The organism is Archangium violaceum, assembly GCF_016859125.1.
Classification (GTDB): Bacteria; Myxococcota; Myxococcia; order Myxococcales; family Myxococcaceae; genus Archangium; species Archangium violaceum_A.
In genome coordinates this window covers 1,380,097-1,403,610 of sequence record NZ_CP069338.1, presented here as the reverse complement: position 1 = coordinate 1,403,610, position 23,514 = coordinate 1,380,097, and the positions used below count along the sequence as shown (strand labels likewise).

The following is a 23,514-nucleotide window of genomic DNA, read 5'->3' as shown; positions in this document are numbered from 1 at the left end:
GCCCGCGGGTGGGTCGAGTAGCCTAGGGAACACCTGCCGCCAGAAGCAGCAGCCTGGCTCGCGGGGATAGCAATCCATGAATCGAGAGGGGTGGCCAGGCAAGATGCCCCCGCCCCGACGCCCTCCCCGAGGGAGCGCGTCCGTCAGCGGAAGGGGCAGGATCCACCCGGGTCCTTCCCCTTCCGCTTTTCAAGACATGACCCGATGTCCCCCCCAGTGGACCGTCGTCGGCTCAAGGGGCGACGGATTGAGGCAATCGGGGACCCCGGTTCGAGGACACCAGCTGGCTGACCAGCTCACCCGCGCTGTTCAGCGTGAAGTTCTGGGCGGCGGTGCCGTTGCAGGTCCACAGCTGGATGGGCGTGCCGTTAGCCGTCGCCGCCCCGGACACGTCCAAGCACTTGCCACCAATCCGCACGGTGTTGCCCACGAAGGTCCACTGCTGAGCGTTGGTGAGATTGCACTGCCACATCTGGACCTGGGCGCCCTCGGAGAAGTTCGCGCCGGGTACGTCGATGCACTTGCCGTTGAAGCGCGAGACGAACGCCCGGCTGCTGCCGCCCGTCTGCAGCGTGAGGCCGTAGGTGCTCAGGATGGGGTTGATGGGCTGGTAGTACGTCTTGGGGCTGCTAGAGGATGTGCAACTGCCGGAGATGCCGGACGTGACTCCCTGGGCTTGGTTGCCAGAGAGCACCGAGCCACCCGAGTCACCGCGGTCGGCGCAGGCGTCGGTCTGGTGGAGGCCGTAGACGGGGCCGTCGGCGTAGACGACGGTGACGTTCTTGGCCTTGAGGGTGCCGCAGCGCCAGCCGGTCGTGTACCCGGAGCGGCAGAGTGATGCACCCACGCTCGCCTCTTGAGAGCCGGCGACGACGATGTTCGAGTTGTTGTAGTCCGCTACCCACGGCTGCGGCGTCCACATGAAATTGGTGGCCACCCACCCGTAGTCGTTGGTGGGGAAGCTCCTCGCCTGGATGACGCCCTGGGAAACACCCTGCTGGTTCGTGGTGGTGGTGCCCGGCTCGCCACAGTGGCCCGCGGAGACGAAGCCGCCGTTGACCGAGAAGCCCACCGAGCAGCGGTACCCGGCGAAGTAGTAGGGATCACCCCCGCGCACGTTGTACGCGGGGCTCGGCGCCTCGGTCGAGGCCACCAAGCGGATGGTGCCGTCCTTCGCGCCGAGGCTGTGGGCGAGCACTGTGCTCTGCCTCTCACGTCGGGAATGGGCCAGATCACAACCGCCGCTCGACGGTCAATGCGGGGGTAACGCAAGAGCGGCGATGCTCCCGATGCGCTGGTAATAGCGCTCTCATGATGGCGCGGTGGGCGTGGCCCACGGCGTCCTCTTCGTGGCCTGCCTCTACACGCTGCTGATGGCGGCGCTCGAGCACCGGTGGGGGGTGTTGCCAGGATGGTCACACTTCAGATGTTGGCTGTGGCTGAGAAGGCAACAAATACAGAGCTAGCGCTCCCCCAAGCAGCAGGAGCGGGGGAGACGAGCGTGGCGCTTGAGGCGGCGGCCAGGAAGGAGCCGAAGAAGGAGAGGGGCTCTCCCGCACTTTGTGTGACTCGCGAGCGAGGAAGCAGGCAAGGACGGCGGCAGGCAGGTGGGGCGAGTACGACTGGGGATGAAAGAGTCGTATTCGATTCCTGGTTGTCGGGTGGAGCGGGTGGTGCGGAGCGGCTCCACGCAAACCGTCCTCGTGGTGCGCACGGAGCGTCGAGGCGCTCCGTGCCCTTCCTGCAAGCAACTGCTCTTCACTGGGCTGGAACTGTTACGACATGTGGCGTCCCTGGTGCCTCCGCCTCGGACAAACCTCACGAGATTTCACGGCGTCTTCGCTCCAGGCGCGAAACGGTAGAGCTTCGAGTTGTTGGCGCCGGAGCGGGTCTCGACGCTCTCGCTCACCCAGTGCCCGGTGATGTCAGGCTCGGAGCTGCAGGCGGTGAGGATCGGCCAGGCCTCCACCGCGAACCACTCCGGGTGGTGCAGCACGAGGTCCGTGCGATTCGTGGGCAGCCCGTCGAGGTCATGCCCAGGGATGAGGACAAGGTCCGGAGTCGCTGCCCGGAACGCACGGACCTGATTGCGGACCGCCGCCGCGCGCTCGGCATCGACGGCGATCCGCTGCACGTCGTCGGATTCGAGCCAGTCAAAATGGACCACGGCGTCGCCCGCGAGGAGCACCGGGCCTCCCGGAAGCGCGAGCAGCACCAGGAGATCCTCTCTCGAGTGTCCGCCGCCCCCGAGCAGCACCACGCTCCCGTCTCCGAGCAGGTCGGCCGCAGCGTCGAATGGAGGCGCGGTGCCACCCGCGAAGTGGACCTCATGCCACCGCCCCTCGAGGCCGTACGCGCTGGCCTGGGACGCGCTTCCCGGGCCAGCGATGATGGGCGCGTTCTCGAAGGCGGCGAGTCCTCCCACGTGATCGTCATGCAGATGCGAGATCACCACCTGGCGGACACGCGCCGGCTCGAGACCGGCCTCGCGCATCTGGGCGGGCAGCGTGCGCTCGGGCCGCCCGCGGCTCTCGAAGAGCCAGCGCACCGGCAGGGGCAACGCGCGCTCACCGTCGCGTGCCACCGCTGGCGAGAGCCCTGTATCGAAGACGATGAGCCCGTGCCGCGGATGCTCGATGACGAACGCGGGGGCGGGGCGCCAGGGCCGCACATCGCCCACGAGCAGCGAGGACATCCGGTTCGCCCCGGTGTTGAAGACGTGGAGACGCAGGCCGGGCACCGCCACGGGCCGTCCATACGGTGGCGGAGCCGGTGTCGCACCGGCCATGGCGATCGGACGGTACGGGACAAGGACCCACGCCGCTCCTCCGAGCGCGAGCGCCAATCCGGCGAGCGCGAGCCGCACGTGAGGACCGAGGCGCGCCGTAAGGCCCAGGCCCGGCGGCGCGGCGAGAGGCGAGAGGGGAGGGTTCATGGGAAGCTCCTTTCGCTTCCCACTCTGCAGCCAGGCCTCGTTTCAGGCAGTGACTCGGCTGACCCCCCGGCTGACCCGGGTGACCACCGCTATGGCGGCGAGGGATCCTCGCTTCGGGGCGTGCGGCCCGTCCATCTGCGGAATGCGCGGTGAAAGGCGCTCGGCTCGGAGAACCCGAGGAAGAACGCAATCTCTCCGAGCGAGAGGGTGGCGTCAGCGGTCATCTTCAGCGCGAGCCGTCGGCGGATATCGTCGACAACCCGGGCAAACGTCGTGTTCTCTTCCTCGAGACGCCGGCGCAGCATGCGCGGCGAGATCCCGAGGTCCTGCGCGACATCCTCGAGCCGGGGCGTCCCATCGGCGAGGCGGCGCTCGATGTGGGTGAGCACACGGGACGTCCAGCGCGCGCCGCGAGCGATCTCCTCGAGAAGGGCTTCGGCGTGCCGGTCGAGCACCGAGGCGAGCGCCCCGTCGGCGCGAGGGAGTGGCGCGTCGAGCGCACCCTCGGCGAAGTGCAGCTCCGCTTCGCCCCTCCCGAACCGGACCTCCTCGCACCCGAAGACTTCGCGATGGAGCGTGTCGTCCGGAGGAGGGCCGTGGGGCAGAAAGACGCGCTCGATCAGCGAGGAGCGTTCCGCCAGATCGCGGGCTATTCTCGCCCAGGAGGCGAGGACGAACTCCACATAGGGAGCGGGCATCGACGCCTCCATGCCCGGGCGCACATAGCGCACGCAGCGTCCCTGGACGAGCACCTCGCTCCGGTCGTTCAGGAGGCGGTGGTAGCGCGCATTTCGCTCGATCGCGGCGCGCAGCGTGGGGCTCGAGCGCGCCGCGAACTCCAGAGCGCCATAGTCGCCAGGGACCAGCATGCGCGCCGCGTGCAGGCCAATGCCCGGCTCGGCGAGCGCCGCCGCCGAAGCCCAGATGGCCGCCGCGGTTTCAAAGGGGATGCGCGCCGCTGGCTGATCGGCGAGCCCGAACGGGGCGAGGACCGACGACGGCTCGCACCCGTGCGCATCAAGGGCCCGGCGGAGGGGACGTAGGAAGTACGTCGCCACCGAGACCCTCTCGCTCGTGAGTCGCTGCTTCGAGGAAATGGGGCTCAATCCGGTGAGCCTACCGCATGTCCTGGCCAGGCCAGGAAGAGCCTCCAGGGAATGAAGCCAAATCCTGACGCCGTGCTCGTGTCTGCCTGGGAAGGATTCACATCAGCGCGCTTCAGGTCATCTTTATTCCCTCAAGCAGGTGCGGAGGAGGCGAGCGCGAGGCTTGAGGTAGCGGCCAGGAAGGAGCGGAAGAAGGAGAGGACGCCGCGAGTGGACTGGGCAGAGTTGCTCAAGAGGACGTTCGACTTCGACGTGTTCGTCTGCGTGAGGTGTGGAGGCAGGCGGAGTGTGTTGGCGTACGTGAAGGAAGGGGGAGGGGTGAGAGCGATTGTGGAGCACCTGGGCCAGCCCCCGGCAGGAGAGAGGCAGGCCCCGGCGCGCGAGCCCCCTCAAGCCGCGTGGTGTTGAGGCTCAAGCCGCCCCAGCCAAGGGAGCCAGGCCCCTGCCGCGCACCGCCTGGGAGCGCGGCCAGGGCCGGCGTGTACCCCAACGGGCTGCGCGGCTTCTCCACCGCCTGGCGCACTGCTCGGGCGGCCCCTGTCAGCGGCCCTCCTCGGCCCCTCCGCTCCAGTCCACCACCTCTCAACATGCCTTCAATCCTTCCTATGCTCCCGAAGAGGGCCGATGCGCAGCCCCGAGGATTGCCGCCGTCGCCAACTGAATCGGTCACCTTCTCCTCGGGAGGGGCAGTCTCCTGATGGGCGGAGTGCCTCTCATTGGGGTGAACCCGGGCCCCTGATGCAGGTATTTCACGGTGCTAGATGGAAGGATACAGGTGTATCTTGAAGTTTCCTATCTGGAGGCCAGGGGGCGCGGAAGCCGCCCCACCGAGATGAATGAGCGAGAATTCCCCTGCACGCTGGCTCCTGCTGCTGCACCAACTTCCGCCGAAGCCGGCCTACCTGCGCGTGAAGGTGTGGCGGCGGCTGCAGCGACTGGGGGCCGTGGCCATCAAGCACTCGGTCTACGCACTGCCGGCCACGGAGGAGGCGCGCGAGGATTTCCAGTGGGTGGCGCGCGAGGTGGTCGAAAACGGTGGAGAGGCCACGGTGTGCGAAGCCCACTTCGTCGAGGGGCTCACCGATGTGGCGGTCCAGGCGCTATTCCAGGCGGCGCGCGACGCTGACTATGCCCAACTCGCCGAGGAGGCGCGTGCCCTCGTGCCGCTCGTGCGGGAAGCGAGGAAGCAGCCGCCCGGCGGCACGGACGAGTTGCAATCCAGCGTGGCCCGCCTGCGCAAGCGGCTCACCGAGGTGGCGGAGATCGACTTCTTCGGCGCCTCTGGCCGAGAGGCCGCCGAGGGGCTCATCACCTCGCTGGAGCGTCGGCTGGAAGAGCTTTCCCAGGGCGCGGTGGAGGGACGGCTGGCCGAGGCGTTGGACAAGCCGCCGCTCGCCGGCACCTGGGTGACGCGCCGGGGCATCCATGTGGATCGCATGGCGAGCGCCTGGCTCATCCGCCGCTTCATCGACCCGCAGGCGCGCTTCCGGTTCGTGGACGGGCGCGACTACCGGCCGCGCAAGGGCGAGCTGCGCTTCGACATGTTCGAGGCCGAGTACACGCACGAGGGAGACCTGTGCACCTTCGAGGTCCTCGTGCAGCGCTTCCGGCTCGAGGCCCCCGCCCTCCGTTCGCTCGCGCAGATCATCCACGATATCGACCTGAAGGACGGCAAGTTCGGGCTCGCCGAGACGCCGGGGATTGAACGGCTTGTGGCCGGCATCGCCCTGGCCCATTCCGCTGACGAGGTCCGGCTCGAGCGTGCCTCGCAGCTCTTCGACGATCTCCATGCGGCTTTCGAGCGACTGGGGGGCCGGGTGCTTCCGGCGGCGCGCGCTGCTCCTCGCCCCTCTCGCCGCGCGAAAGGACGCAAACCATGAATCCCCGAAGGAGGAGGCCATGAAGAAGGGACGGATTCGATGGGCAGTCGTCGTGGCGCTGGCGGTGGCTGGCGGCGCTCTTTCCGCGAGCGCGGGGGAGGCCCCAGCGGCCCCACCGACCGCTGCCAGCGCTCAGGGCGGGGCGTTGGATACGCAAGAGATTGAACGCCTCACGGGCGCCAAGGGCGAGCTCAGCGCGAAGGAGGGCGTCTTCAAGGTGAGCGTGCCTCGGACGGAACTCCAGGTTTCGGTGGCTGGCGTGAAGATGAGCCCCCGGCTGGGGCTGACCTCCTGGGCGGCTTTCAGCCGGGCTGGCGACCAGACGATGGTGATGGGGGACCTGGTGCTGCTCGAGGAGCAGGTCAATCCCGTCATGGACGTGGCCTTGGCCAACGGGCTGGAGGTCACCGCGCTGCACAACCACTTCTTCTGGGACTCGCCCAAGGTGATGTTCATGCACATCGGCGGGATGGGGGAACAGCACCAGCTCGCCGCGGCGGTGGGGAAGGTCTTCACCCGAATCAAGGAGACGAGCGGCGGTAGGGGGAGCGTCCCTCGAGTCTCCATCGACCCGGCGAAGTCCACGCTGGACAAGGTCCGGCTCGACACGGTGCTCGGTACCCAGGGCGATCTCAAGGATGGCGTCTACAAGGCTGCCTTCGGCAGGGTGACGCGCATGCATGGCCACGATGTGGGCAACGCAATGGGAGTGAACACCTGGGCTGCGTTCGCTGGCTCGAACGAGCGGGCGGTCGTGGATGGCGACTTCGCGGTGCTGGAATCCGAGCTCCAGCCCGTCCTCAAGGCCCTGCGCGCGGCAAACATCCACATCGTCGCCATCCACAACCACATGACGGGCGAGGAGCCTCGCGTCCTGTTCCTTCACTACTGGGGCGTGGGGCCCGCGGCGGAGCTGGCGCGGGGTGTCCGCAGCGCTCTGGACCAGACCGCCATCTCGCGCTGAAGCGGGGCCGGGCAGCGCTCTACACCCAACCATCGAGAGGACCCTCATGAATCGCCGCGAAGCACTCACCACCCTCGCTGTCCTGACGCCCGCAGTCACTGCCCTTGCCGGAGGAAAACCGATGAAGGAAGACGAGAAGCCGGGCCTCGCCACAACAGCCGAGCCGGCGAAGCCTGGAGGCCATGCCATTGCACCGCTTCCCTTCGACCCCGCGAAGCTCAAGGGCCTGTCGGAGCGGCTGCTGCGCTCGCACCACGAGAACAACTACGGCGGCGCGGTGAAGAACCTCAACAAGGTGGAGGAGGAGCTCGCCCGGGTGGGCAAGGACACGCCGGGCTTTCTCGTGGGCGGCCTGAAGGAGCGGGAACTCACCTTCACCAACTCGATGCTCCTCCACGAGCACTACTTCGGGAACCTGGGCGGTGACGGGAAGGCGGGCGGCGCCATCGAGAAGGCCCTCGCGCGGGCGCATGGGAGCTTCGGCCGTTGGGAGGAGCACTTCCGGGCGACGGGCTCGAGCCTCTCTGGAGGCAGTGGCTGGGCCATCCTCGACTTCAACCTCCACACCGGCGAGCTGCGGACCTACTGGTCCGGCAACCACACCCAGGCCGTCGCATTCGGGATGCCGCTCCTCGTGATGGACATGTACGAGCACGCCTATGCCATCGACTACGGGGCCGCGGCGGCGAAGTACATCGACGCCTTCTTCCAGAATCTCCAGTGGGATGAGGTCAACCGCCGCTTCGAGCGCGCGCAGAAAGCCTATGCAGCGCTGAAGGGATGAGAGGGCATCATGGCGAACGGAGAGGGTAGCGTGGCAGGGGGGGCGGAGAGCGCGGTGGGCGGTGACGCGGTGGCTGTGCCGGGAGAACCGCTGGGGCGGCTCTTCCTACGCTTCCTGCACTTCGGGCTGCTCGCCTGGGGCGGGCCGGTGGCGCAGATCGCGATGATCCGCCAGGACCTGGTCGAGAAGGAGAAGTGGGTGACGCGCGAGCACTTCAACCGCGTGCTGGCGGTGTACCAGGTGCTACCGGGTCCCGAGGCGCACGAGTTGTGCGTCTACTTCGGGATGCGCTCGCGCGGCCGGGTGGGCGGGCTGCTCGCGGGGCTCGGCTTCATGCTGCCGGGCTTCGTCCTGATGCTCGGCCTCACGTGGCTCTACCTCCGCTACGGGCTGGAATCGGCATGGGTGGGGACCGTGTTCGGCGCCGTACAGGCGGCGGTGGCGGCGCTCATCGTCCGGGCGGTGGCGCGCATCGGGCAACATGCACTCACGGACCGCTGGCTGTGGGGCGTGGCCGGGCTCGCCGCGCTCGCGCAGGGGGCGGGGGTGCACTTCGCCTTCTCGCTCGTGGCCGCGGGGCTCATCGTCATGCTGGCGAGGCGGGGGCTGTGGCTGCCGGTCCTGGCACTCGCTGGGGCCTGCGCAGTGGCGGTGGCCGTGTTCCTCGTGCTCCACGGTTTCGCGCCCATGGGGGCGGGCGGAGCGGACGTGGGGCAGGGCGTTGTCCGGGGACAGCCCTCGCAACTGGAACTGCTGTGGTCGGGCCTGCGCGGCGGCATGCTCACCTTCGGCGGGGCGTACACCGTCATCCCCTTCCTCCAGCGGGACGCGGTGGTGACGGGGGCGTGGATGACCAACGCGCAGTTCCTCGATGGGCTCGCGCTCTCCGGACTCATCCCGGCGCCGCTCATCATCTTCTCCACCTTCGTGGGCTACCTCGGCGGCGGAGCTCTCGGGGCGCTGGTGATGACGGCGGGCATCTTCTCGCCAGCCTTCGCCTTCACGCTCCTCGGTCATGACTTCTTCGAGCGGGTGCTGCATCACCCCCGCTTCCGGTCCTTCCTCGACGGGGTGACAGCGGGCGTGGTGGGGCTCATCGCCGCGACCACGCTGGGGCTGCTGCGCGCCGGCCTCACCAGTCTCGCCACGGTGGCTGTTTTCGCCGTGGCCCTCGGGGTGCTCTTCCGGTGGCACTCGAAGTTCCTCGTGCCTCTGGTCATCGTCGGGGCGGCGGTGGTGGGTCTCTTGCTCCAGGTGGCATGAAAGGCAGGGGCGCGTGGGGCTCGGGGATCGTCACCTGCTGTTCGCCTCGACATTCCTCCGCGCTGCCTCCACGGGCATGGTGGGGGTGGTGCTGGGCGGTTGGGCGTAGCCGGGAGCATCGTCGCCGCACTGGGGTCGTCGCTCTGGGTCGTGGCAACCGCGTCCTTCGTGGGAATGCTCAACGGCATGGGACGGGACAGGGGCGCCGCCCTGGTCGTCGAGCAGGCGGTACTCCCGGCGACGGCCACGCCGGAGCAGCGGACGGGCGCATTCGCGGTGTACCACCTGCTCCAGGACATCGGGCACGCCCTGGGCGGCTTGCTGGCGGGGGCTCCCTTCCTGCTCCAGCGGTGGGGTGGGGTGGCCGAGACGGCCTCGCTGCGCGTCGGCCTGGGCCTCTACGCTGTTCTCCTGGCCTTCACGCTCCTGGCCTACCTCCGTCTCTCCGGAGCGGTGGAGGTGCCCCTCCGCGAGGGACGGCGGAACCTCTCACCTCAGACCCGAGGGGTTCTCTGGAAGGTGTGTGCGCTGTTCGCGCTCGACAGCGTGGGTGGTGGCTTCTTCACCACGGCCCTTCTGTCCTTCTTCTTCCACGAGCGCTTTGGCGTGGGGGTGGGCGTGATGGGCCTGCTCTTCTTCGGGGCCCGGGTGGCCAACGCGCTCTCCCACCTGGGAGCCGCGTGGCTGGCGAAGCGGATCGGCCTCGTCAACACCATGGTGTTCACCCACCTGCCCTCGAGCCTGCTGCTGGTGACGGTGGCCTACGCTCCCAGCTTCCCGGTGGCGGCGACGCTCTTCCTGCTGCGCGAGGGGCTGGTGGAAATGGATGTCCCCACGCGCCAGTCCTACGTCATGGCCGTGGTGCGCCCGGAGGAGCGAACCCCTACGCCGGTCCTGGCCGGATCAGGTTTGATGGGTTGGCACCTGGCCTCTCAGCCCCCGGAAAGGGGCACCCCAACGGAATGACTCATGGCTAGCAGCCGGGCGACGCGACGGCAAGGGGCTCCTGCACCCGGTGTTCAACGCCGCCTTACTACGGCAGCTGCTGCGCGGCGATCCGCTGCCTCCTGGCCTCCAGTACGAGCGCCTCCTCGCCGCGGCCGAGCGCGCCGGCAGCACCCACCTACCCGGCTCGACCACCTCGAGCCCAGTCGCCAGCGTGAGGACTTCTCAGCGCCTCTTCCGCTTCTCTCCTTCCCGCGGCGTGCCGTGCCGGGTCGCGTCGCTTGAGCTCTTCGACACCTTCTCCGGGTTCTTCGACACCCTCTCCGGGGCCTGGGCCGCGATGCAGTCGCGGAACCAGCGCTGCGCGGGATGAGCATCGTTGCGCCGGTGCCAGGACAGGACGAAGACCGCGGGCGCCAACTCCACCGGCGGCGGCACGATACGAAGCGCGTTCGCCATCCCCGAGGCCTCGATCACCCCTTCCATCAGTGTCGCGATCATGTCCGAAGCGGCCACGAGCTTCGGCGCCGCGTACATCTGGGGGAGTGTCAGCCCGAGCCGGCGCTTCAGGCCACGCTTCGCGAGCTCCGCGTCCACGTGGCCGAAGCGATCGTTCTCGGGCGACACCAGCAGGTGTGACAGCGCGAGGAAGCCGTCGAGATCGAGCGGTCCGCGGCCCGCTGGATGATCCTTGCGCAGCACGCAGACGAAGCGCTCCTCGAACAGGGACCGCGTGAGGATCCGGTCGGTCGAGGCCGGAGGCACCCCGACGGCCACGTCCACCTCACCCGCATCCAACATGCCAATCGCATCGTCCCGTGCCGTGAAGCCGCGCACGTGCAGCGTGATGTAGGGCGCCACCTCGCGCAAGGCCAGGACCAGGCGTGGGAGCAGGACGAAGGCAGGATGCTCCTGCAAGCCGATCGTGAACGTCCCCGTCGAGGAGGCCGGATCGAACGCCTGGGTGAACTCCAGCGTGCGCTGGATCTGCGCCAGGGCTCGCGAGAGCGGCTCGGCCAGCTCGAGCGCCCGGGGCGTCGGCTGGAGCCCACTCGGACCCCGCACGAAGAGCTCGTCGCGCAGGAGCGCGCGCAACCGTGCCAGGGCGGCGCTCATCGCCGGCTGGGTCCTTCCGATCCGCGTCCCGGCCCGGGTGACGCTGCGCTCAGCCATGAGCGCGTCGAAGGCGACGAGCAGATTGAGATCGATGCCGTGCAAATCCATGCCGTGGATGATCACACATACCATCAATCGATTTCAATTGTGGCTCCAGCCCCCCTATCTTGTCCTCGTCGGGCACGTCCCAAACCCAACCACGAGGCGAGTACAAACATGAAAGAGAAAGACACGGCGCCGGCCCAGGTGACAGGGCTGACAGCCACCGAGCAGCGCTCCATCGAGACACTCTACCGCGCGTTCAACGAGCAGAATCCCGAGCTTCTCGATGAAGCCCTGTCCACGGATTGGAAGGACATTCCGCTGGCACCCGCTCAGGGCCCGGGACCCGAGGGGCTCAAACCCATCATCAAGAGCTTCATCGCGGCGTTTCCCGATGTCCAGATCTCCATCCAGGAGATCATTGGAGCGCCCGGCCGGGCCGGCGTGCGCGCCCTCATCACCGGCACGCACCAGGGGGAATGGTTCGGCATCGCGCCCACCGGAAAGGCCATCCACATTCCCATCCACGAGTTCCACCACCTCGAGAACGGCCGGATCTCCCACACCTGGCATCTCGAGGATTGGTTCGGGATGCTCAACCAGGTCGGAGCCTGGCCCGCCCACGCCACCACCCCCTCGGAGGCCGTGTCATGAAGGCAGCCCGTATCCATGGCCATGGCGACTTCGGGAACGTGGTCATCGAGGACATCCCCACGCCGCAGCCCGGACCCGATGAAGTGCTGATCCGCGTCGAGGCGGCCAGCCTCAACCCGCTCGATCTCCTGCTCCTGGGGGGCAAGCGGCGCGAGGTCTTTCCCCTGTCCTTCCCCTACACGCTCGGTATCGATCTAGCCGGTACAGTCGAGGGCGCTGGCCCGCTCGCGGCGCGCTGGCGCAAGGGAGACCGGGTCATCGCGCGTCCGGATCCTGTGCGCGGGGGCACCTTCGCCCGATATGCCGTCGTTCCGGCGACGCATGTGGCCGCCGCTCCGGCCCACCTGTCATGGGAGGAAGCGGCCGGTCTGCCCACCGCGGCCGGTACCGCCTGGCAGGCCCTGTTCGAGACCGCCCACCTCAAGCGCGGTCAGACCGTGCTGATCCACGCGGGCGCGGGCGGCGTCGGCAGCTTCGCGGTGCAGCTCGCGAAGCTCGCGGGCGCCCGGACCCTCGCCACGGCGTCGGGCTCCAATGTGGAGCTCGTGCGGCGGCTCGGCGCGGACGAGGTGATCGACTACCGGACGGAGGACTTCTCCGCGAAGCTGTCCGGCGTCGACGTCGTGCTCGACACGGTCGGCGGGGAGACGCAACAGCGGTCCTTCCCGGTCCTCCGCGCGGGCGGCGTTCTCGTCAGCATCACCACACCGCCGGATGAGGCGCTGGCGAAGGCGCACGCGGTGTCGGCCACCCGCATGAGCCACAAGACCGATGCTACGCGCCTCGGCCTGATCTCCGGACTCTGCGACGCCGGCTCGCTCCAGGTCCTCGTGGACCGGAAACACCCGCTCGCGGAAGTGGAGCTCGCGCTTCGTCATCAGGCCTCGGGCCGAGCGCGCGGAAAGATCATCCTGAAGCCAGACTGAGGGCACGAAGCGCAACGCCTCGCCCATGGAAGTTCTTACTTCCAGTAGCCCTCGTGCACCTCACGGGCCTCCGGCAGCGCCACCGGGCCCACCACCTCGGTGGGCTCGGAGCCGCGGGCGAAGACGTCGCGGCAGGACATGCGAAGGGCGGGCTCGGAGGGGTCGGTGAACTGGCCCAGTTCCTCGGAGGAGAGCGCGAAGACGACCCTCCGCACGCCGCCCCAGAAGATGGCGCCCGCGCACATGGCGCACGGCTCGGTGCTGGCGTAGAGGGTGGAGCCAGCGAGCTCCTCGAGACGGTATCGCCGGGTGGCCTCCCTCATGAGGTTGGACTCCGCGTGGCCGGTGCAGTCCCCCGTCGTCCCCACTGTGTTCTGCCCTTCCAACAGGACGCGTCCTCTCGCGTCCACCAGCACCGCGCCGAAGGGGTCGTCCCCCCGAGCTCGTGCCCGTCGTGCCAGGTCGATGGCATGCATCAGGTGCTGCGTGTCCTCCGGTCGCATGTGTCCCTCGTGGTTATTCGAGTGCATGCGCAGGATAGCGCGGCCGGCGCGGCGAGGAGCCCGAACGGAGCGGAGAGGGCTTTGAAATGTCCCACGGAGCCGACGGAGGCTCGTGGTCCGCGCCGCGGCGCCATTTCCTGGCAACACTCGCTTCAAGAAGAAAAGCCAGGAAAGTCCTTGGAATGTCAAAGTGGGGGCTGGATGGTGCCGGGCGTACCTGCCGCGTGGGTGAAGCACCTGGGCCAGCCCCCGGCAGGTGAGAGGCAGGCCCCGGCGAGCGAGCCCCCTCGAGCCGCGTGGTGTTGAGGCTCGAGCCGCCCCAGCCAGGAGAGCCAGGCCCCTGCCGCGCACCTGCTGGGAGCGCGGTGCAGGAGCTTGATCGGGCCATCCCCATGACCGCGCGCCGTGCTGGGCTGGAGACGCCAGCGGGGCACACTGGGGGCACATGGCGGACCGGGGGCAAAAGAAAAGCCCAGCAACCCGTTGAGATTGCTGGGCTTCTCCGTGTGTCCCCGACGGGAATCGAACCCGCGGCCTCGGTGCACCGTGGCCCCGGAGTCAGGCGTCTGCTCTTGCAGCCCGAGCGCCGCCCGGCACGTCTTCGTGTAGGGGGCGTTTGCCACTCGTAGTCCCGCGTTCGGAGTACTCCCACCAGGGGTCAGCAGCGCCCAGGTGAAGGAGAGCTGAGCGCCACCCGTGGTGGCTGGAGGAGGCCGAGCCGCCGCCGTTGCCCGTCCATTTGATTACGCCCGAGGGCCGGCTGTCGATTGCCAGGGTCCGCGCGTTCGTCGACTTCGCCGTGCCACGGCTCAAAGCCGAGTTCGCGCGGATGGCCCGTCTCTGAAAGAGACAGGGCCCTGGGATGGAGACGCTCCCGCCCGAAGGGCGGCGGGACGGAGACGTCCTGAAGCGTCAGGGTCACCAGTCCCATGGAGCCGGCGGTGACGCTGACGTCCTCGGCGCGCCCCTCGTAGCGCAGGGTGTTGGAGGCGGTGAAGGCCTGGGCGAGGAAGGTGCGGCGCGGGTCCGCGGGGATGTCCCCGAGGATGCCGCCCCACGCCCCATCGGTGATCACCAGCTCGGTGGAGAGCGAGGCCATGTCGGAGACGGAGACGGAGACGGTGACGCGCGAGACGTCGCCCGGCACGGCCGTGGGCGTGGATCAGGTTGTGCGCCGCCTCCGGGAACGTCGCCACACGGTTGCGGTCAGGAGCAGTGCCCAGGGGAGTGGCCCTGGAGCGGCCTGACAGCCACGAGCGGGTTCCTCGTCCGGGGACGCGGCGGAGATGCGCAGCCGTCCATACCGGCCGTCTCCCTCCGGGCGTCCGTTCACCACAGCCACCACCACGTGTGTGGCATCCCGGGCAGACACCTGGGCGGACAGGCTTCCTGGCCCGTCCGCACGGGCGACCCGCAGCACCTCGTGCTCGTTCACCGCCGCGACCAGCAGGTGGACCGCCGCGCTGTCCGTTCCCTCCCTGGGTTCGAAGGACGCCGAGACGCTCTCCGCCCCGCCCGCCACTTCGAAGTAGCGGGTCGATGCGGCCGCCACCCGCACCGAAGCCTCATCCACCGGGAGGTCCTTGGCCGTGAGAGCGAGACCGGAGTAGTCCGCGCCTCGTGCGTACCCACTCCCTTCTCGCGCTCGCGCGCCCGTGGCCAGGTTCCATTGCGCGAACTCGCTGAACGCGGTGTCGAAGTCCATTCCCCAATCGCGGCGCAGGACTGTCTCCAGCAGTGCCGGCCAGCGGGCGGAGGGCGCGTGCACGCTCTCCTCCCACATCGACAACACCACTCCTTCTCCGAGGCGCTCACTCAGGAATTGGAAGAAGAGCGAGGCGCCATAGCTGAAGGACTGCGCTGGTCCGTCTGGGTCCACCACCAGGCTGCGATCCGCGAGCGACAGGTACGCCGGGGCGGCGCGCTCAAGGTCATCCAGCTCGGGAGCGAAGCGCTCGGAGGCCCAGACCGCCGTGCCTTCCTCCGCCACGCGTCCCAGGCCGGTGCGGTAGGCGGCCTGCACGGCGTGGAAGAGCTCATGGCTCGCCAGCGTGGCCACGGCTTGCTCGTAGGATGCATAGCCATAGCCAGCGAAGTCGTTCTCCTGGAGCATGTACCCGCTACAACCCATGTCCGTCGTGAGACAGCCTTCCACCCGGAAGGCTCCATCCGCCCGTCCGGCGAAGTCCACCAGGTAGACATCGAAGCGTCCGTCTCCGCCGTGCTCGCCAGACCCTCCGGAGTCCTCGGGCGGCAGGCGGTAGCCCAGCCCCGAGTAGAAGACAGCCACGGCGTCATAGGTACGTGCCACGGTGTCGACGGAGTCCGGAACGCCGTTCCCATCCGCGTCCGCCGCCGTGACCGCGTTGGGCCCACTCCGCGAGAAGTGGAGCCGGAAGAGACCCCCGGGAGACACCACCGATTCCACCTGCTCGCCGGGCTCGAAGCGCGGCTGATCCGCCGTGGCCTCGGTGGGCCGGCCTCCCTGGAGCAATGCTCCCAGCTCCCTCCCGAGCGCCTCATGTGAGGGATTGGCCGGGCTCGCGCCCCCGGCGCTCAGGAGGAGCAGCAACGGGGCGAGCCTCACGGCAGGAAGGCCCACCTGACACGAATCTGGGCCGCTCCGCTGGGCTGGGGCACTTCGCCCGTCTGATTGCACGTCTGCTGCGGTGACGGGTCGTAGTAGTGCGTCACCTCCAGCTTCACATGTCGCCCATCCGCCAGACGCACCACGAAGACGTCGCCGGTCATGGCCAGACAGGCCTGGTATGTCCAGAAGCCGCCCAGCAGCGTCTCGGGTGAGCCGAGGGAAGCCTCTCCGGAGATGACCTCGCAGCTCTCGGTGAAGTAGTTCTCGGTGCGGAACTCCCAGGTGGAATCCACCGCCTTCACCGAGTCGAAGGTCGTGCCCTCTGGGGTCCGGGCCACCGCGATGCACGAGGGTCCGGACACGCCGCTGTTCACCCGGATGTTGTAGCGGCGGAAGGCGATGTCCCAATCCGTCGAGGCCAGGGCCGCCTGATCATCCACCTCCACCCGGCTCAGTCCCTCGGAGGTGAAGCGGGCGTAGGTATAGGATTGCTTGGGAGAGGTCCCGCCCGCCCGTGCATCCACATAGGTGTGGAACTCGCCCGGAGTCGTTCCTTCCTCACGGATCTCTCCCGTGGACACCGTGGTCAGCAGGTTCAACGCGTCGATGCCCTGCTCGGCGCAGCGCACCGGACTCGCCTCGCACCGCGGGGCCTCGGCCGGGGGCTGCTGGGGCTGGGGCTCGGGCTCCGAAGGGTCGCAAGCCCCCAGCGTCAGGGAGAGCGTCAGGAGGGTGATCTTCCAGATGTTGTTCTTCATGAGCGGTGTCTTTTCAGGGAGTCGGGGATTGAACCGGCGGCTCCACCTGCTTCCACCGGAAGGAGAGCATGGCGGGGGAGCCGGCCTGGTCGTAGTAGCTCTGCAGTTGAAGCTTGAAGTACCGGCCCGCATCGCTCCGGATGACATAGGTCAGGGCGCGCGGTGAGAGCGTATGGGTGGTCACGTCATAGCTGTACCAACCGCCCTCCGTTTCGAAGACGTTGTCCGGTTCGCTGTCGGTGTCCGCACCGTCCGCGACATCCTCCCGGTAGCCCGAGGCGGGCGCTGTGGAGATCGACTCGAAGGGGTCCGTGACCACCGCCACCACGACACCTCCCGTGCCGTTGACCCCCCCTCGCGTCCGGATGTGGAAGCGTTGGAAGGACAGATCCCAGTTGGCCTGCGAGGAGGCCTCCACGGTCTGGCGCGTGTCGAGGTCGAGGGCCCTCCACGCTGCCCCATCGGTTGCATCGACGACTGTGATTACCGTTCCGTCCTCTTGAGAGGTGTGGCGGAACCAGTCGGTCGGCGTGCCGTCGATGGGCGTCTGCGTGTCGGGGCCCGGCTCCGGTTGGATGTCTCCACCGCATGCGGTGAGGCAGAGCACCAGGGCAATGCGTTTCATCATGTTTCCTCCCTCACAATTCGAGGATGAGCCCCGCGTGGAAGGCGCGAGGCTGAATGGGCAGGTATTGCGAATCCCCCGCGTTCAGCAGGTTGCGGCCGGCGACGAACGCCCGGACCGTCTCCATCACGCCGTAGGCGAGCCGTGCGTCCAGGGTCGCGTAGGCGGGAGCCATGACCGTTCGAGCCGTCCCATCGGGAGCCTGGTAGTAGGGGCGGGGGCCGACCAGCGACCCCTGCAGGGAGGCCTCCAGCTTCCAGGGCCGGTAGCGCATCCCGAGCTGAGTGGTAAGCCGGTGCGTGCTCTGCCCTTCGAGCGGTCTGTCCTCTTCGATGTCCCGCGCGCTGATGAGCGTGTAGCCCACGTCCAGCCAGGCCCCGAGTGGCAGCCGTTGCTTCCACCCCACCTCCGCGCCCTGCACGGTCGCGCGCGAGATGTTGGCGTAGGTGAAGCGCAGGGTGGGGGAGCGCTCGTCCTGCACCACGGAGATCATGTCGGAGAGATCGTTGCGGAACAGGTTCGTCCAAAGCAGGCCGCGGCTGGTGATCCGCCACTCCGCGGACAGGGTCACGCCCCGGGAGTGCTCGGGTCGCAGCGTGGGATTGCCCGCGACCACGTACCCCACGCTCGGGTTCTCGAAGTCGATGAGCTGTTCCTGGAAGCTCGGTGCCCGGAACGCATGGCCATAGCTGGCGCGCACCGTGAGCGCTTCCACCGGCTCCAGCCGCACGGCGAGCCGGGGCGTCAGCACCGTTCCGAACTCCGAGTCCACATCCAGCCGCAAGCCGGGCACGACGTGGAGCGCCACCGGCAGGGGCGTCTTCCAGGAGTCCTGTCCGTAGAGCGAGACACGGCCGCGCCGGCCCGCGCCCGCCAGCCGGTCGGAGTCGAGTGTCTCGCCAATCGCCTCGACGCCCACCACGAGCTGATGCACCTGGGCCAGGCCCTGGTCGAGCTGCACGCCCACCCGGGCCATCTGCTCGTGCGTCTCCTCCACCTGATCCAGGACGGAGGCGTTGCGTTGATCCAACACATAGCGATGGCGGAAGCGCGAGTAGCGGCCCGAGAAATGGAGCGTGCCGGTGGGGGAGAGGACCAGCGAGGGGGACAGCGTTGCCTCGTAGCTCTCGTTCTGACTCGCGCGGTCGAACAGCGCGCTGGCCGCGCCCTCGTCGACGCCTCGCTGCACCCGCCGGGACGCACCGGCACTCGCCTCGAGCCGGAACGACTCCGTGGCCCTCATATCTCCGCGCCAGGAGACCTGGTAGCCCTCGAGCGAGCTGCCCGTGGTCGCGGGAGTGCCGGGAGTCAGGTCGTAGCCATTGCGGCGTTGGAATCCGCCACTGAGCCGCATTCCCGCCCGCTCGCCCCGTGTCTCCGCGGTGCCGTCCACCTCCAACTGCCACAGGCTGCCGAGAGAGAGCTGCGCCGTGGCACCCAGGGGACGCCGCGCCTTGCGGGTGATGATGTTGATCACCCCCGCCACGGCGTCGCTGCCATAGAGGACCGAGGACGGGCCCCGGACGAGCTCCACCTGCTCGATGTCCTCCGTGGAGAACCGGGAGAAATCCAGGGCGTCGCCCAGCCGCCCCGTCACGCGCTCGCCGTCCACCAGGACGAGGGTGTACTCGGGTGACATCCCCTGCACCCGCAGCTCCGTTCCCGCGAAGCTGCGCCGGAGCTCCAGGCCGGGACGTGCGCCCAGCGCCTCGGCCAGGTCACGCGCCCCCGTCGCCTCGATGTCCTTGCGGGTGATGACCTCGACGGCCACCGGCGTGTCCTGGAGCCGCTCCACGGAGCGGGACGCCGTCACCACGGTCTGTTGTGCCGCGGGTTCTTCCGCGGTCCCTCCCTCCACGGCCACGGGCGGCTCGTTCCCCTGTGCCAGCGCGGGCGCACCCACGAGCCAGACGAGAACCCATACATGCCAGCGCATCGCGTCCCCTTTCACGGCCGGCTACTCGCCAGCGGGAGCTGTCCTGGCACTCACCGTGGTTTCGAGGAAGCGCTCGAGCGTCGCGCGGATCCGCTCACGCCGTTCGGAGGCCGCCGTGTTCTTCTCGAGCGCGAAGAGGTGCTCGTAGCGAGGCTTGCCGTCGACGCTGTCCCGCAGGGTGAAGCGCGGGTGGGTCTGGAAGAGGGCCTCCCACTCGTCACGAACCTCGCTCCAGAAGCCCTGTGTCTGCTTCCAGGCGGAGCTCGTCCCGGTGGAGGCCGCGTCGGCCGGCTGGCGTGTGTAGACATTGAGTCCGTGCTCCCGTGCCAGGGCATGCGGGGTCGGGCCGAGCGCCACCTTGAGGCTGTCCTGCTCATGCACCCATCCCGTGGGCGTCAGGGCATGCCGGTTGGTGGTGACGAGCACGTCGTAGTCACTGCGCTTCGTGTACTCGCGGCGGGGCAGGGGCCGCCACGTCTCCTCGGACAGCCAGGCGGACACGCCGTGGGCGTGGGTCCACCGTCCGTGGGCCTCGTACCGGGGTCCATCGTCCACTTCGTACACGGCCTGACTCCACGTGCACGCCACCTCGTGAGGCGCCAGGACGCGGCGCTCCCACGTCCGGTGCCCGCGGAACTCCAGCAGCGTGGTGTCCTCGAAGGTCCAGTCCTGCCGCCAGTGCTTCAGGGTCGAGCGCTTGCCGTCCCGCTCCATCATCAGGACATGCTGGAGCGACACCTTCCGGGGCGTGTCCTCCAACACCTCCACCCACTCCGTCGCGTTCGCGCGGTAGGGCGCGTGGAGCGTGTAGCCCTCGCTGAAGCCCACCGTCTCGTCGAAGGCGAACCCGACCCGGTAGTTGCCCGCCATCTGGAGGATGGCGGCCCGGTCCCGCTCCGGGTCGCACGCGGAGGACACGGGGCGCTCCCCTCTTCCGGCGGAGACTCCGGGTCGTGAGGCACAGGCCAGGGTCAGTGCCAGCGTGGACAGGGCGAGGACTCGCCAGGGGCTTTCCTGGAGCGGCCACGAAGGGGATGCGGACGGCGGCATGCGCGGTCTCCTGGGACGAAGTGACGGTCTCCTCCTAATTGAGATCGATTATCAAAGTCAATTTCACCGTGCGGTCATTCGTTGTGTGGGCAGCAGAGCCGTCCCGTCCGTCGGAGTCGCAGGGGCCTTCGTGTCAGGGCGGAGCTCGAGTGAGGCCTCGAGCCCGCCTTCTGGCCAGAAGCACCCGCGGGGCGGTGCGGCGGTCGCTTCACACTGGAGGCCCAGCCCCGTGAGGGGAATGACCACCATCGCGGACAGCGAGAGGGTCTTGAAGAGTCTTGCGAGCATTGTCTGTAGCTCCTTGTTTGGGTTGCCGTGCACCTGCTGAGGATGCGGAGGGCAACTTCAAGGAGCGTGTCGGCCCAAACGTGCCTGCTCGGGCCGCTTCGCCATGCGCGGCAGCGGCATGCACGGCAACGATTGCCGTTCGCATGCAGGGAGGGGGTGCAACCTTTGCATTCACCCCCCTCATCTGGCCTCATGCGTCGCGGCGGTGGTGGACCTCTGGCCGTAGACGTTGCCGCCCCGGGACAACGGGGTGCCCTCGGAGTCCACCGCCAGCGAGTGGGCACCGCCCACCGGCCAGGCCACCAGCTGGGTTGGGACGAGGGTCCTCGAGCGGGGGAGGCCGCGCTGTTTCGTGCGGGGGGGTCCAGGGAGTATCGTCAAGAGACTCCGTCCCTCGCGAATGAGCTTCTCCCTCCCCCAGGCGTTGGTGCTCCTCCTCCCGCTGGGCCTCTTCCTGTGGAAGCTCGGCCGACGCCCGGGACCGCCCATGGTCCTGCGGTGGGTGCTGTTGGTGCTCGGGGTGGGCGCGCTCGCCGGCCCCGAGTGGCTGCTGCGCCACGCGGGCAGCGACGTGGTGGTGGTGGTGGACCGCTCGCGCTCCATGCCGGCCGACGCGGGACGTGTGGCCTCGGAGCTGGTGGGCCTGCTGGAGTCGCAGCGGCACACCGGTGACAGGGTGGGGGTCATCTCCTTCGGGCGCGAGGCCCGGGTGGAGCAGCCGTTGTCGGAGATGGGCCGCTTCGGCGGCTTCACCCGGCCCCTGGACACGGAGGCGTCGGACCTGTCGGCGGCGCTGGACGCGGCGGGCGCGCTCATTCCTCCGGGCCGCACCGGCCGCGTGTTGGTGGTGTCCGATGGACGGGCCACGGGCGCGGATGCCCGGGGCGCGGCGCGCAGGCTGGCGGCCCGGGGCATTCCCGTGGACTTCCGCCACGTGGCCCGCGAGGACTCGCCGCTGGACCTGGCCGTGCTCTCGCTGGACGTGCCGGCCGTGGTGAAGGTGCGGGAGCCCTTCCAGATGACCGGGGTGGTGCAGGCCACGGCGCCCGTCACCGGCACGGTGCGTCTGGCGCGCAATGGCCGCCTGCTGGTGAAAGGGCCCTTCGAATTCCACGCCGGGCCCAACCTGTTGCCCCTCCGTGACCTGGTGGAGGAGCCGGGCCTCGTGGCCTACCGGCTGACGGTGGAGGCCTCGGGGGACGGGGTGGTGGAGAACGACGTGGGGCAGGCGGTGCTGCGCGTGGAGGGTCCGCCCCGGGTGCTGCTGCTCACGGACCAGCCGGAGGGCACGCTCGCCAAGGCCCTGCGCGGCGCGGGGCTGACGCTGGAGGTGCGCGCTCCCTTCCCCGTGACGCTGGACGCGCTGGATGGCGTGGGCTCGGTGGTGCTGGAGAACGTGGACGCGAACCGGCTCGGCGAGCCGGGGTTGCTCGCGCTGGCCTCGTACGTGGAGCAGGCCGGTGGCGGACTGGTGATGACGGGGGGACGCTCCAGCTTCGGCGAGGGCGGTTACCGCCGCTCACCGGTGGAGCCCCTGCTTCCGGTGTCGTTGGAGATGCGCGAGGAGCAGCGCCGCACGTCCCTTGCCATGAGCGTGCTGATGGACTGCAGCTGCTCCATGGGCGTCCAGGTGCCGGATGGGCGCACGAAGATGGAGCTGGCCGCCGAGGGCGTGGTGGGCGCGCTCACGCTCCTCAACGAGAAGGACGAGGTGTCCGTGCACATGGTGGACACCGCCGTGCACGAAATCTTTCCGATGAGCCCGGTGGAGGAGGGGCTGCCGCTGGACGCGGTGGCGCGGGGCTTCAGCGGCGGCGGTGGCATCTACGTGGGCGAGGCGCTGCGCGAGGGCAAATCCCAGATTCTGCGCAGCGACAAGGCCACGCGGCACGTGCTGCTCTTCTCGGACGCGGCGGACTCGGAGGAGCCGGACGACTACCTGAGGACGCTGACACAATTGCAGCACGAGAAGGTGACCGTGTCCGTCATCGGCCTGGGCACGGAGAAGGACCCGGACGCGGCGCTGCTGAAGGAGATCGCCGCGAAGGGCGGCGGCCGTGCCTACTTCGCGGAGGACGCGACGAGCCTGCCGCGCATCTTCAGCCAGGAGACGCTCGCCGTGGCGCGGGCCACCTTCGTGGACGAGCCCGCCACGCTGGAGGCCGCGCCGGACCTGCCGCTGCTCGGCAAGCTGCCGGCGATGGGGCTGCCGCAGGTGGGCGGCTACAACCTCACGTACCTGAGGCCGCGCGCGAGCGTGGCCCTGCGCACGCTGGACGACAACGCCGCGCCGGTGCTGGCGCTGTGGCCGCGCGGCTCGGGGCGGGTGGTGGCCCTCATGGCGGAGGTGGATGGTGAATACACGGGCGAGCTGCGCGCCTGGAGCGGCCTGCGCGCGGCGCTGGAGGGCCTGGTGCGCTGGACGATGGGTGGCGCGGGCGAGGCGGGCGAGGCGGTGGCTCGCTCGGAGCGGCGGGGCAACCTGCTGCGGGTGACGCTGGACTTCGCGCCGGGCGAGGCGCTGCCGGGTGCGCTGCCCTCGCTGGTGCTGCTGCCGGGAGACGGCCGGGGCGCGCCCGTGGAGTTGCCCATGCGCTGGGAGGACGAGGAGCGGGTGGCGGCCGAGTACACGCTGCCGGGCAGCGGCACGTGGCACCCGGTGGTGAAGCTGGGCTCGCGGGTGCTGCGCGCCCCTCCGGTGACGCTGCCCTACGCGCCCGAGTTCGAGCCCGGAAGCGTGAAGGAGGGCCTGGAGGTGTTGCACGGGGTGGCGGCCGTGGGCGGCGGCGTGGAGCGGCTGTCCATGGCGGGCCTCTTCTCCGAGGCGCCCGAGTCCGAGGGCCGCGTGGCGCTGGCGCCCTGGCTGGTGGGACTGGCGGTGGCGGCGTTGTTGGCGGAGGTGGCGGTGCGCCGTTTCCTGTCGGGACCGAGACCCCGGCGCGCGGTGGCTCCCTCCATGACGGCGGCCGTGGCCGTGCCGGGGATGCCCTCGCACGTCCAGGCTCCGCTTCCCGAGGCTCCGGCGGACGCGGCGCCACCCGAGCAGCCCACGGCGGAGCGTGGCGTGGACTCGGCACTCGAGGCCGCTCGCGAGCGGGCCCGCCGCCGGATGGGGCGCTGAGGCTCCCCTCCCAGCGACTGTCGATTTT

Annotated in this window: 21 protein-coding genes; 10 read left to right on the top strand and 11 right to left on the bottom strand. The window is 69.2% G+C overall.

Annotation, left to right across the window (positions count from 1 at the left end; translation table 11 throughout):
- Positions 1-232 precede the first annotated feature (232 nt).
- Positions 233-1,198, bottom strand: a complete 966-nt coding sequence (locus JQX13_RS05955) for a ricin-type beta-trefoil lectin domain protein (protein WP_343211069.1) — start codon at positions 1,196-1,198, stop codon at positions 233-235.
- 430 nt (positions 1,199-1,628) lie between these two features.
- On the opposite strand from JQX13_RS05955, the gene JQX13_RS56135 reads away from it, so the two are divergent.
- A complete protein-coding gene (locus JQX13_RS56135) occupies positions 1,629-1,862 on the top strand; it encodes a transposase (RefSeq protein ID WP_203408100.1) in 234 nt (77 codons plus the stop codon).
- Here JQX13_RS56135 and JQX13_RS05945 read toward each other — a convergent pair.
- Together JQX13_RS05945 and JQX13_RS05940 are read right to left on the bottom strand one after the other, a co-directional pair.
- Positions 1,829-2,935, bottom strand: a complete 1,107-nt coding sequence (locus JQX13_RS05945; RefSeq protein WP_203408099.1) for an MBL fold metallo-hydrolase — start codon at positions 2,933-2,935, stop codon at positions 1,829-1,831. The two genes, JQX13_RS56135 and JQX13_RS05945, sit on opposite strands and share 34 nt — an antisense overlap.
- Positions 2,936-3,024: 89 nt before the next feature.
- Positions 3,025-4,041 carry an AraC family transcriptional regulator gene (locus JQX13_RS05940; RefSeq protein WP_203408098.1) on the bottom strand — a complete coding sequence of 339 codons (1,017 nt, stop codon included), beginning with the start codon at positions 4,039-4,041 and terminating at the stop codon, positions 3,025-3,027.
- A 51-nt stretch (positions 4,042-4,092) separates the two neighbouring features.
- Here JQX13_RS05940 and JQX13_RS05935 point away from each other — a divergent pair, with 51 nt between their 5' ends.
- The 6 genes from JQX13_RS05935 (at position 4,093) to JQX13_RS56130 (ending at position 9,898) form a co-directional block, all read left to right on the top strand.
- Positions 4,093-4,449 (top strand): hypothetical protein, encoded by a 357-nt coding sequence (locus tag JQX13_RS05935; protein WP_203408097.1) that lies wholly within the window; start codon positions 4,093-4,095, stop codon positions 4,447-4,449.
- Between the two features lie 428 nt (positions 4,450-4,877).
- Positions 4,878-5,921, top strand: coding sequence for a chromate resistance protein ChrB domain-containing protein (locus JQX13_RS05930; protein WP_203408096.1), 1,044 nt, complete (start codon positions 4,878-4,880; stop codon positions 5,919-5,921).
- A 19-nt stretch (positions 5,922-5,940) separates the two neighbouring features.
- Positions 5,941-6,885: a DUF1259 domain-containing protein gene (locus JQX13_RS05925; protein ID WP_203408095.1), complete on the top strand. Its 945-nt coding sequence runs from the start codon at positions 5,941-5,943 to the stop codon at positions 6,883-6,885.
- 121 nt (positions 6,886-7,006) lie between these two features.
- The gene (locus JQX13_RS05920; RefSeq protein ID WP_203408094.1) at positions 7,007-7,669 is read left to right on the top strand and encodes a superoxide dismutase; all 663 of its coding nucleotides are present in this window, start codon (positions 7,007-7,009) and stop codon (positions 7,667-7,669) included.
- Positions 7,670-7,678: 9 nt separating this feature from the next.
- The gene (chrA, locus tag JQX13_RS05915) at positions 7,679-8,932 is read left to right on the top strand and encodes a chromate efflux transporter (RefSeq protein ID WP_203408093.1); all 1,254 of its coding nucleotides are present in this window, start codon (positions 7,679-7,681) and stop codon (positions 8,930-8,932) included.
- Positions 8,933-9,082: 150 nt separating this feature from the next.
- Positions 9,083-9,898, top strand: a complete 816-nt coding sequence (locus JQX13_RS56130; protein WP_430384153.1) for an MFS transporter — start codon at positions 9,083-9,085, stop codon at positions 9,896-9,898.
- 204 nt (positions 9,899-10,102) lie between these two features.
- On the opposite strand, the gene JQX13_RS05905 is transcribed toward JQX13_RS56130, so the two are convergent.
- On the bottom strand, positions 10,103-11,125 hold the full coding sequence (locus JQX13_RS05905) for a LysR substrate-binding domain-containing protein (RefSeq protein ID WP_203408092.1): 1,023 nt from the start codon (positions 11,123-11,125) through the stop codon (positions 10,103-10,105).
- A gap of 84 nt (positions 11,126-11,209) precedes the next feature.
- On the opposite strand from JQX13_RS05905, the gene JQX13_RS05900 reads away from it, so the two are divergent.
- The gene (locus JQX13_RS05900; RefSeq protein ID WP_203408091.1) at positions 11,210-11,689 is read left to right on the top strand and encodes an ester cyclase; all 480 of its coding nucleotides are present in this window, start codon (positions 11,210-11,212) and stop codon (positions 11,687-11,689) included.
- Positions 11,686-12,615 (top strand): NADP-dependent oxidoreductase, encoded by a 930-nt coding sequence (locus tag JQX13_RS05895; RefSeq protein WP_203408090.1) that lies wholly within the window; start codon positions 11,686-11,688, stop codon positions 12,613-12,615. Before JQX13_RS05900 ends, JQX13_RS05895 begins: the two co-directional genes overlap by 4 nt.
- 35 nt (positions 12,616-12,650) lie before the next feature.
- On the opposite strand, the gene JQX13_RS05890 is transcribed toward JQX13_RS05895, so the two are convergent.
- The 7 genes from JQX13_RS05890 to JQX13_RS05865 all read right to left on the bottom strand — a co-directional run bounded on the left by JQX13_RS05890 (position 12,651) and on the right by JQX13_RS05865 (position 19,945).
- On the bottom strand, positions 12,651-13,118 hold the full coding sequence (locus JQX13_RS05890; RefSeq protein WP_203408089.1) for a nucleoside deaminase: 468 nt from the start codon (positions 13,116-13,118) through the stop codon (positions 12,651-12,653).
- A 658-nt stretch (positions 13,119-13,776) separates the two neighbouring features.
- The gene (locus JQX13_RS55840; protein ID WP_203408088.1) at positions 13,777-14,265 is read right to left on the bottom strand and encodes a hypothetical protein; all 489 of its coding nucleotides are present in this window, start codon (positions 14,263-14,265) and stop codon (positions 13,777-13,779) included.
- Positions 14,266-14,280: 15 nt separating this feature from the next.
- Positions 14,281-15,705, bottom strand: a complete 1,425-nt coding sequence (locus tag JQX13_RS05880; RefSeq protein WP_239014568.1) for an MXAN_6640 family putative metalloprotease — start codon at positions 15,703-15,705, stop codon at positions 14,281-14,283.
- The gene (locus tag JQX13_RS05875; protein WP_239014567.1) at positions 15,702-16,466 is read right to left on the bottom strand and encodes an HmuY family protein; all 765 of its coding nucleotides are present in this window, start codon (positions 16,464-16,466) and stop codon (positions 15,702-15,704) included. Before JQX13_RS05875 ends, JQX13_RS05880 begins: the two co-directional genes overlap by 4 nt.
- Positions 16,467-16,479: 13 nt before the next feature.
- Positions 16,480-17,094 carry an HmuY family protein gene (locus JQX13_RS53700; RefSeq protein WP_239014566.1) on the bottom strand — a complete coding sequence of 205 codons (615 nt, stop codon included), beginning with the start codon at positions 17,092-17,094 and terminating at the stop codon, positions 16,480-16,482.
- A 10-nt stretch (positions 17,095-17,104) separates the two neighbouring features.
- The gene (locus JQX13_RS05870; protein ID WP_203408085.1) at positions 17,105-19,027 is read right to left on the bottom strand and encodes a TonB-dependent receptor plug domain-containing protein; all 1,923 of its coding nucleotides are present in this window, start codon (positions 19,025-19,027) and stop codon (positions 17,105-17,107) included.
- Positions 19,028-19,048: 21 nt separating this feature from the next.
- Positions 19,049-19,945, bottom strand: a complete 897-nt coding sequence (locus JQX13_RS05865) for a DUF6607 family protein (protein ID WP_203408084.1) — start codon at positions 19,943-19,945, stop codon at positions 19,049-19,051.
- 820 nt (positions 19,946-20,765) lie between these two features.
- On the opposite strand from JQX13_RS05865, the gene JQX13_RS05860 reads away from it, so the two are divergent.
- Positions 20,766-23,486, top strand: a complete 2,721-nt coding sequence (locus tag JQX13_RS05860) for a VWA domain-containing protein (RefSeq protein ID WP_203408083.1) — start codon at positions 20,766-20,768, stop codon at positions 23,484-23,486.
- Positions 23,487-23,514: the final 28 nt, after the last annotated feature.

Excerpts from the sequence above, each read along its gene's own strand:
- JQX13_RS56135 (WP_203408100.1), top strand. The coding sequence starts at position 1,629 with ATGAAAGAGTCGTATTCGATTCCTGGTTGTCGGGTGGAGCGGGTGGTG.
- JQX13_RS05945 (WP_203408099.1), bottom strand. The coding sequence starts at position 2,935 with ATGAACCCTCCCCTCTCGCCTCTCGCCGCGCCGCCGGGCCTGGGCCTT.
- JQX13_RS05935 (WP_203408097.1), top strand. The coding sequence starts at position 4,093 with ATGAAGCCAAATCCTGACGCCGTGCTCGTGTCTGCCTGGGAAGGATTC.
- JQX13_RS05930 (WP_203408096.1), top strand. The coding sequence starts at position 4,878 with ATGAGCGAGAATTCCCCTGCACGCTGGCTCCTGCTGCTGCACCAACTT.
- JQX13_RS05925 (WP_203408095.1), top strand. The coding sequence starts at position 5,941 with ATGAAGAAGGGACGGATTCGATGGGCAGTCGTCGTGGCGCTGGCGGTG.
- JQX13_RS05920 (WP_203408094.1), top strand. The coding sequence starts at position 7,007 with ATGAAGGAAGACGAGAAGCCGGGCCTCGCCACAACAGCCGAGCCGGCG.
- chrA (WP_203408093.1), top strand. The coding sequence starts at position 7,679 with ATGGCGAACGGAGAGGGTAGCGTGGCAGGGGGGGCGGAGAGCGCGGTG.
- JQX13_RS05905 (WP_203408092.1), bottom strand. The coding sequence starts at position 11,125 with ATGGTATGTGTGATCATCCACGGCATGGATTTGCACGGCATCGATCTC.
- JQX13_RS05900 (WP_203408091.1), top strand. The coding sequence starts at position 11,210 with ATGAAAGAGAAAGACACGGCGCCGGCCCAGGTGACAGGGCTGACAGCC.
- JQX13_RS05895 (WP_203408090.1), top strand. The coding sequence starts at position 11,686 with ATGAAGGCAGCCCGTATCCATGGCCATGGCGACTTCGGGAACGTGGTC.
- JQX13_RS05890 (WP_203408089.1), bottom strand. The coding sequence starts at position 13,118 with ATGCGACCGGAGGACACGCAGCACCTGATGCATGCCATCGACCTGGCA.
- JQX13_RS05875 (WP_239014567.1), bottom strand. The coding sequence starts at position 16,466 with ATGAAGAACAACATCTGGAAGATCACCCTCCTGACGCTCTCCCTGACG.
- JQX13_RS53700 (WP_239014566.1), bottom strand. The coding sequence starts at position 17,094 with ATGATGAAACGCATTGCCCTGGTGCTCTGCCTCACCGCATGCGGTGGA.
- JQX13_RS05870 (WP_203408085.1), bottom strand. The coding sequence starts at position 19,027 with ATGCGCTGGCATGTATGGGTTCTCGTCTGGCTCGTGGGTGCGCCCGCG.
- JQX13_RS05860 (WP_203408083.1), top strand. The coding sequence starts at position 20,766 with ATGAGCTTCTCCCTCCCCCAGGCGTTGGTGCTCCTCCTCCCGCTGGGC.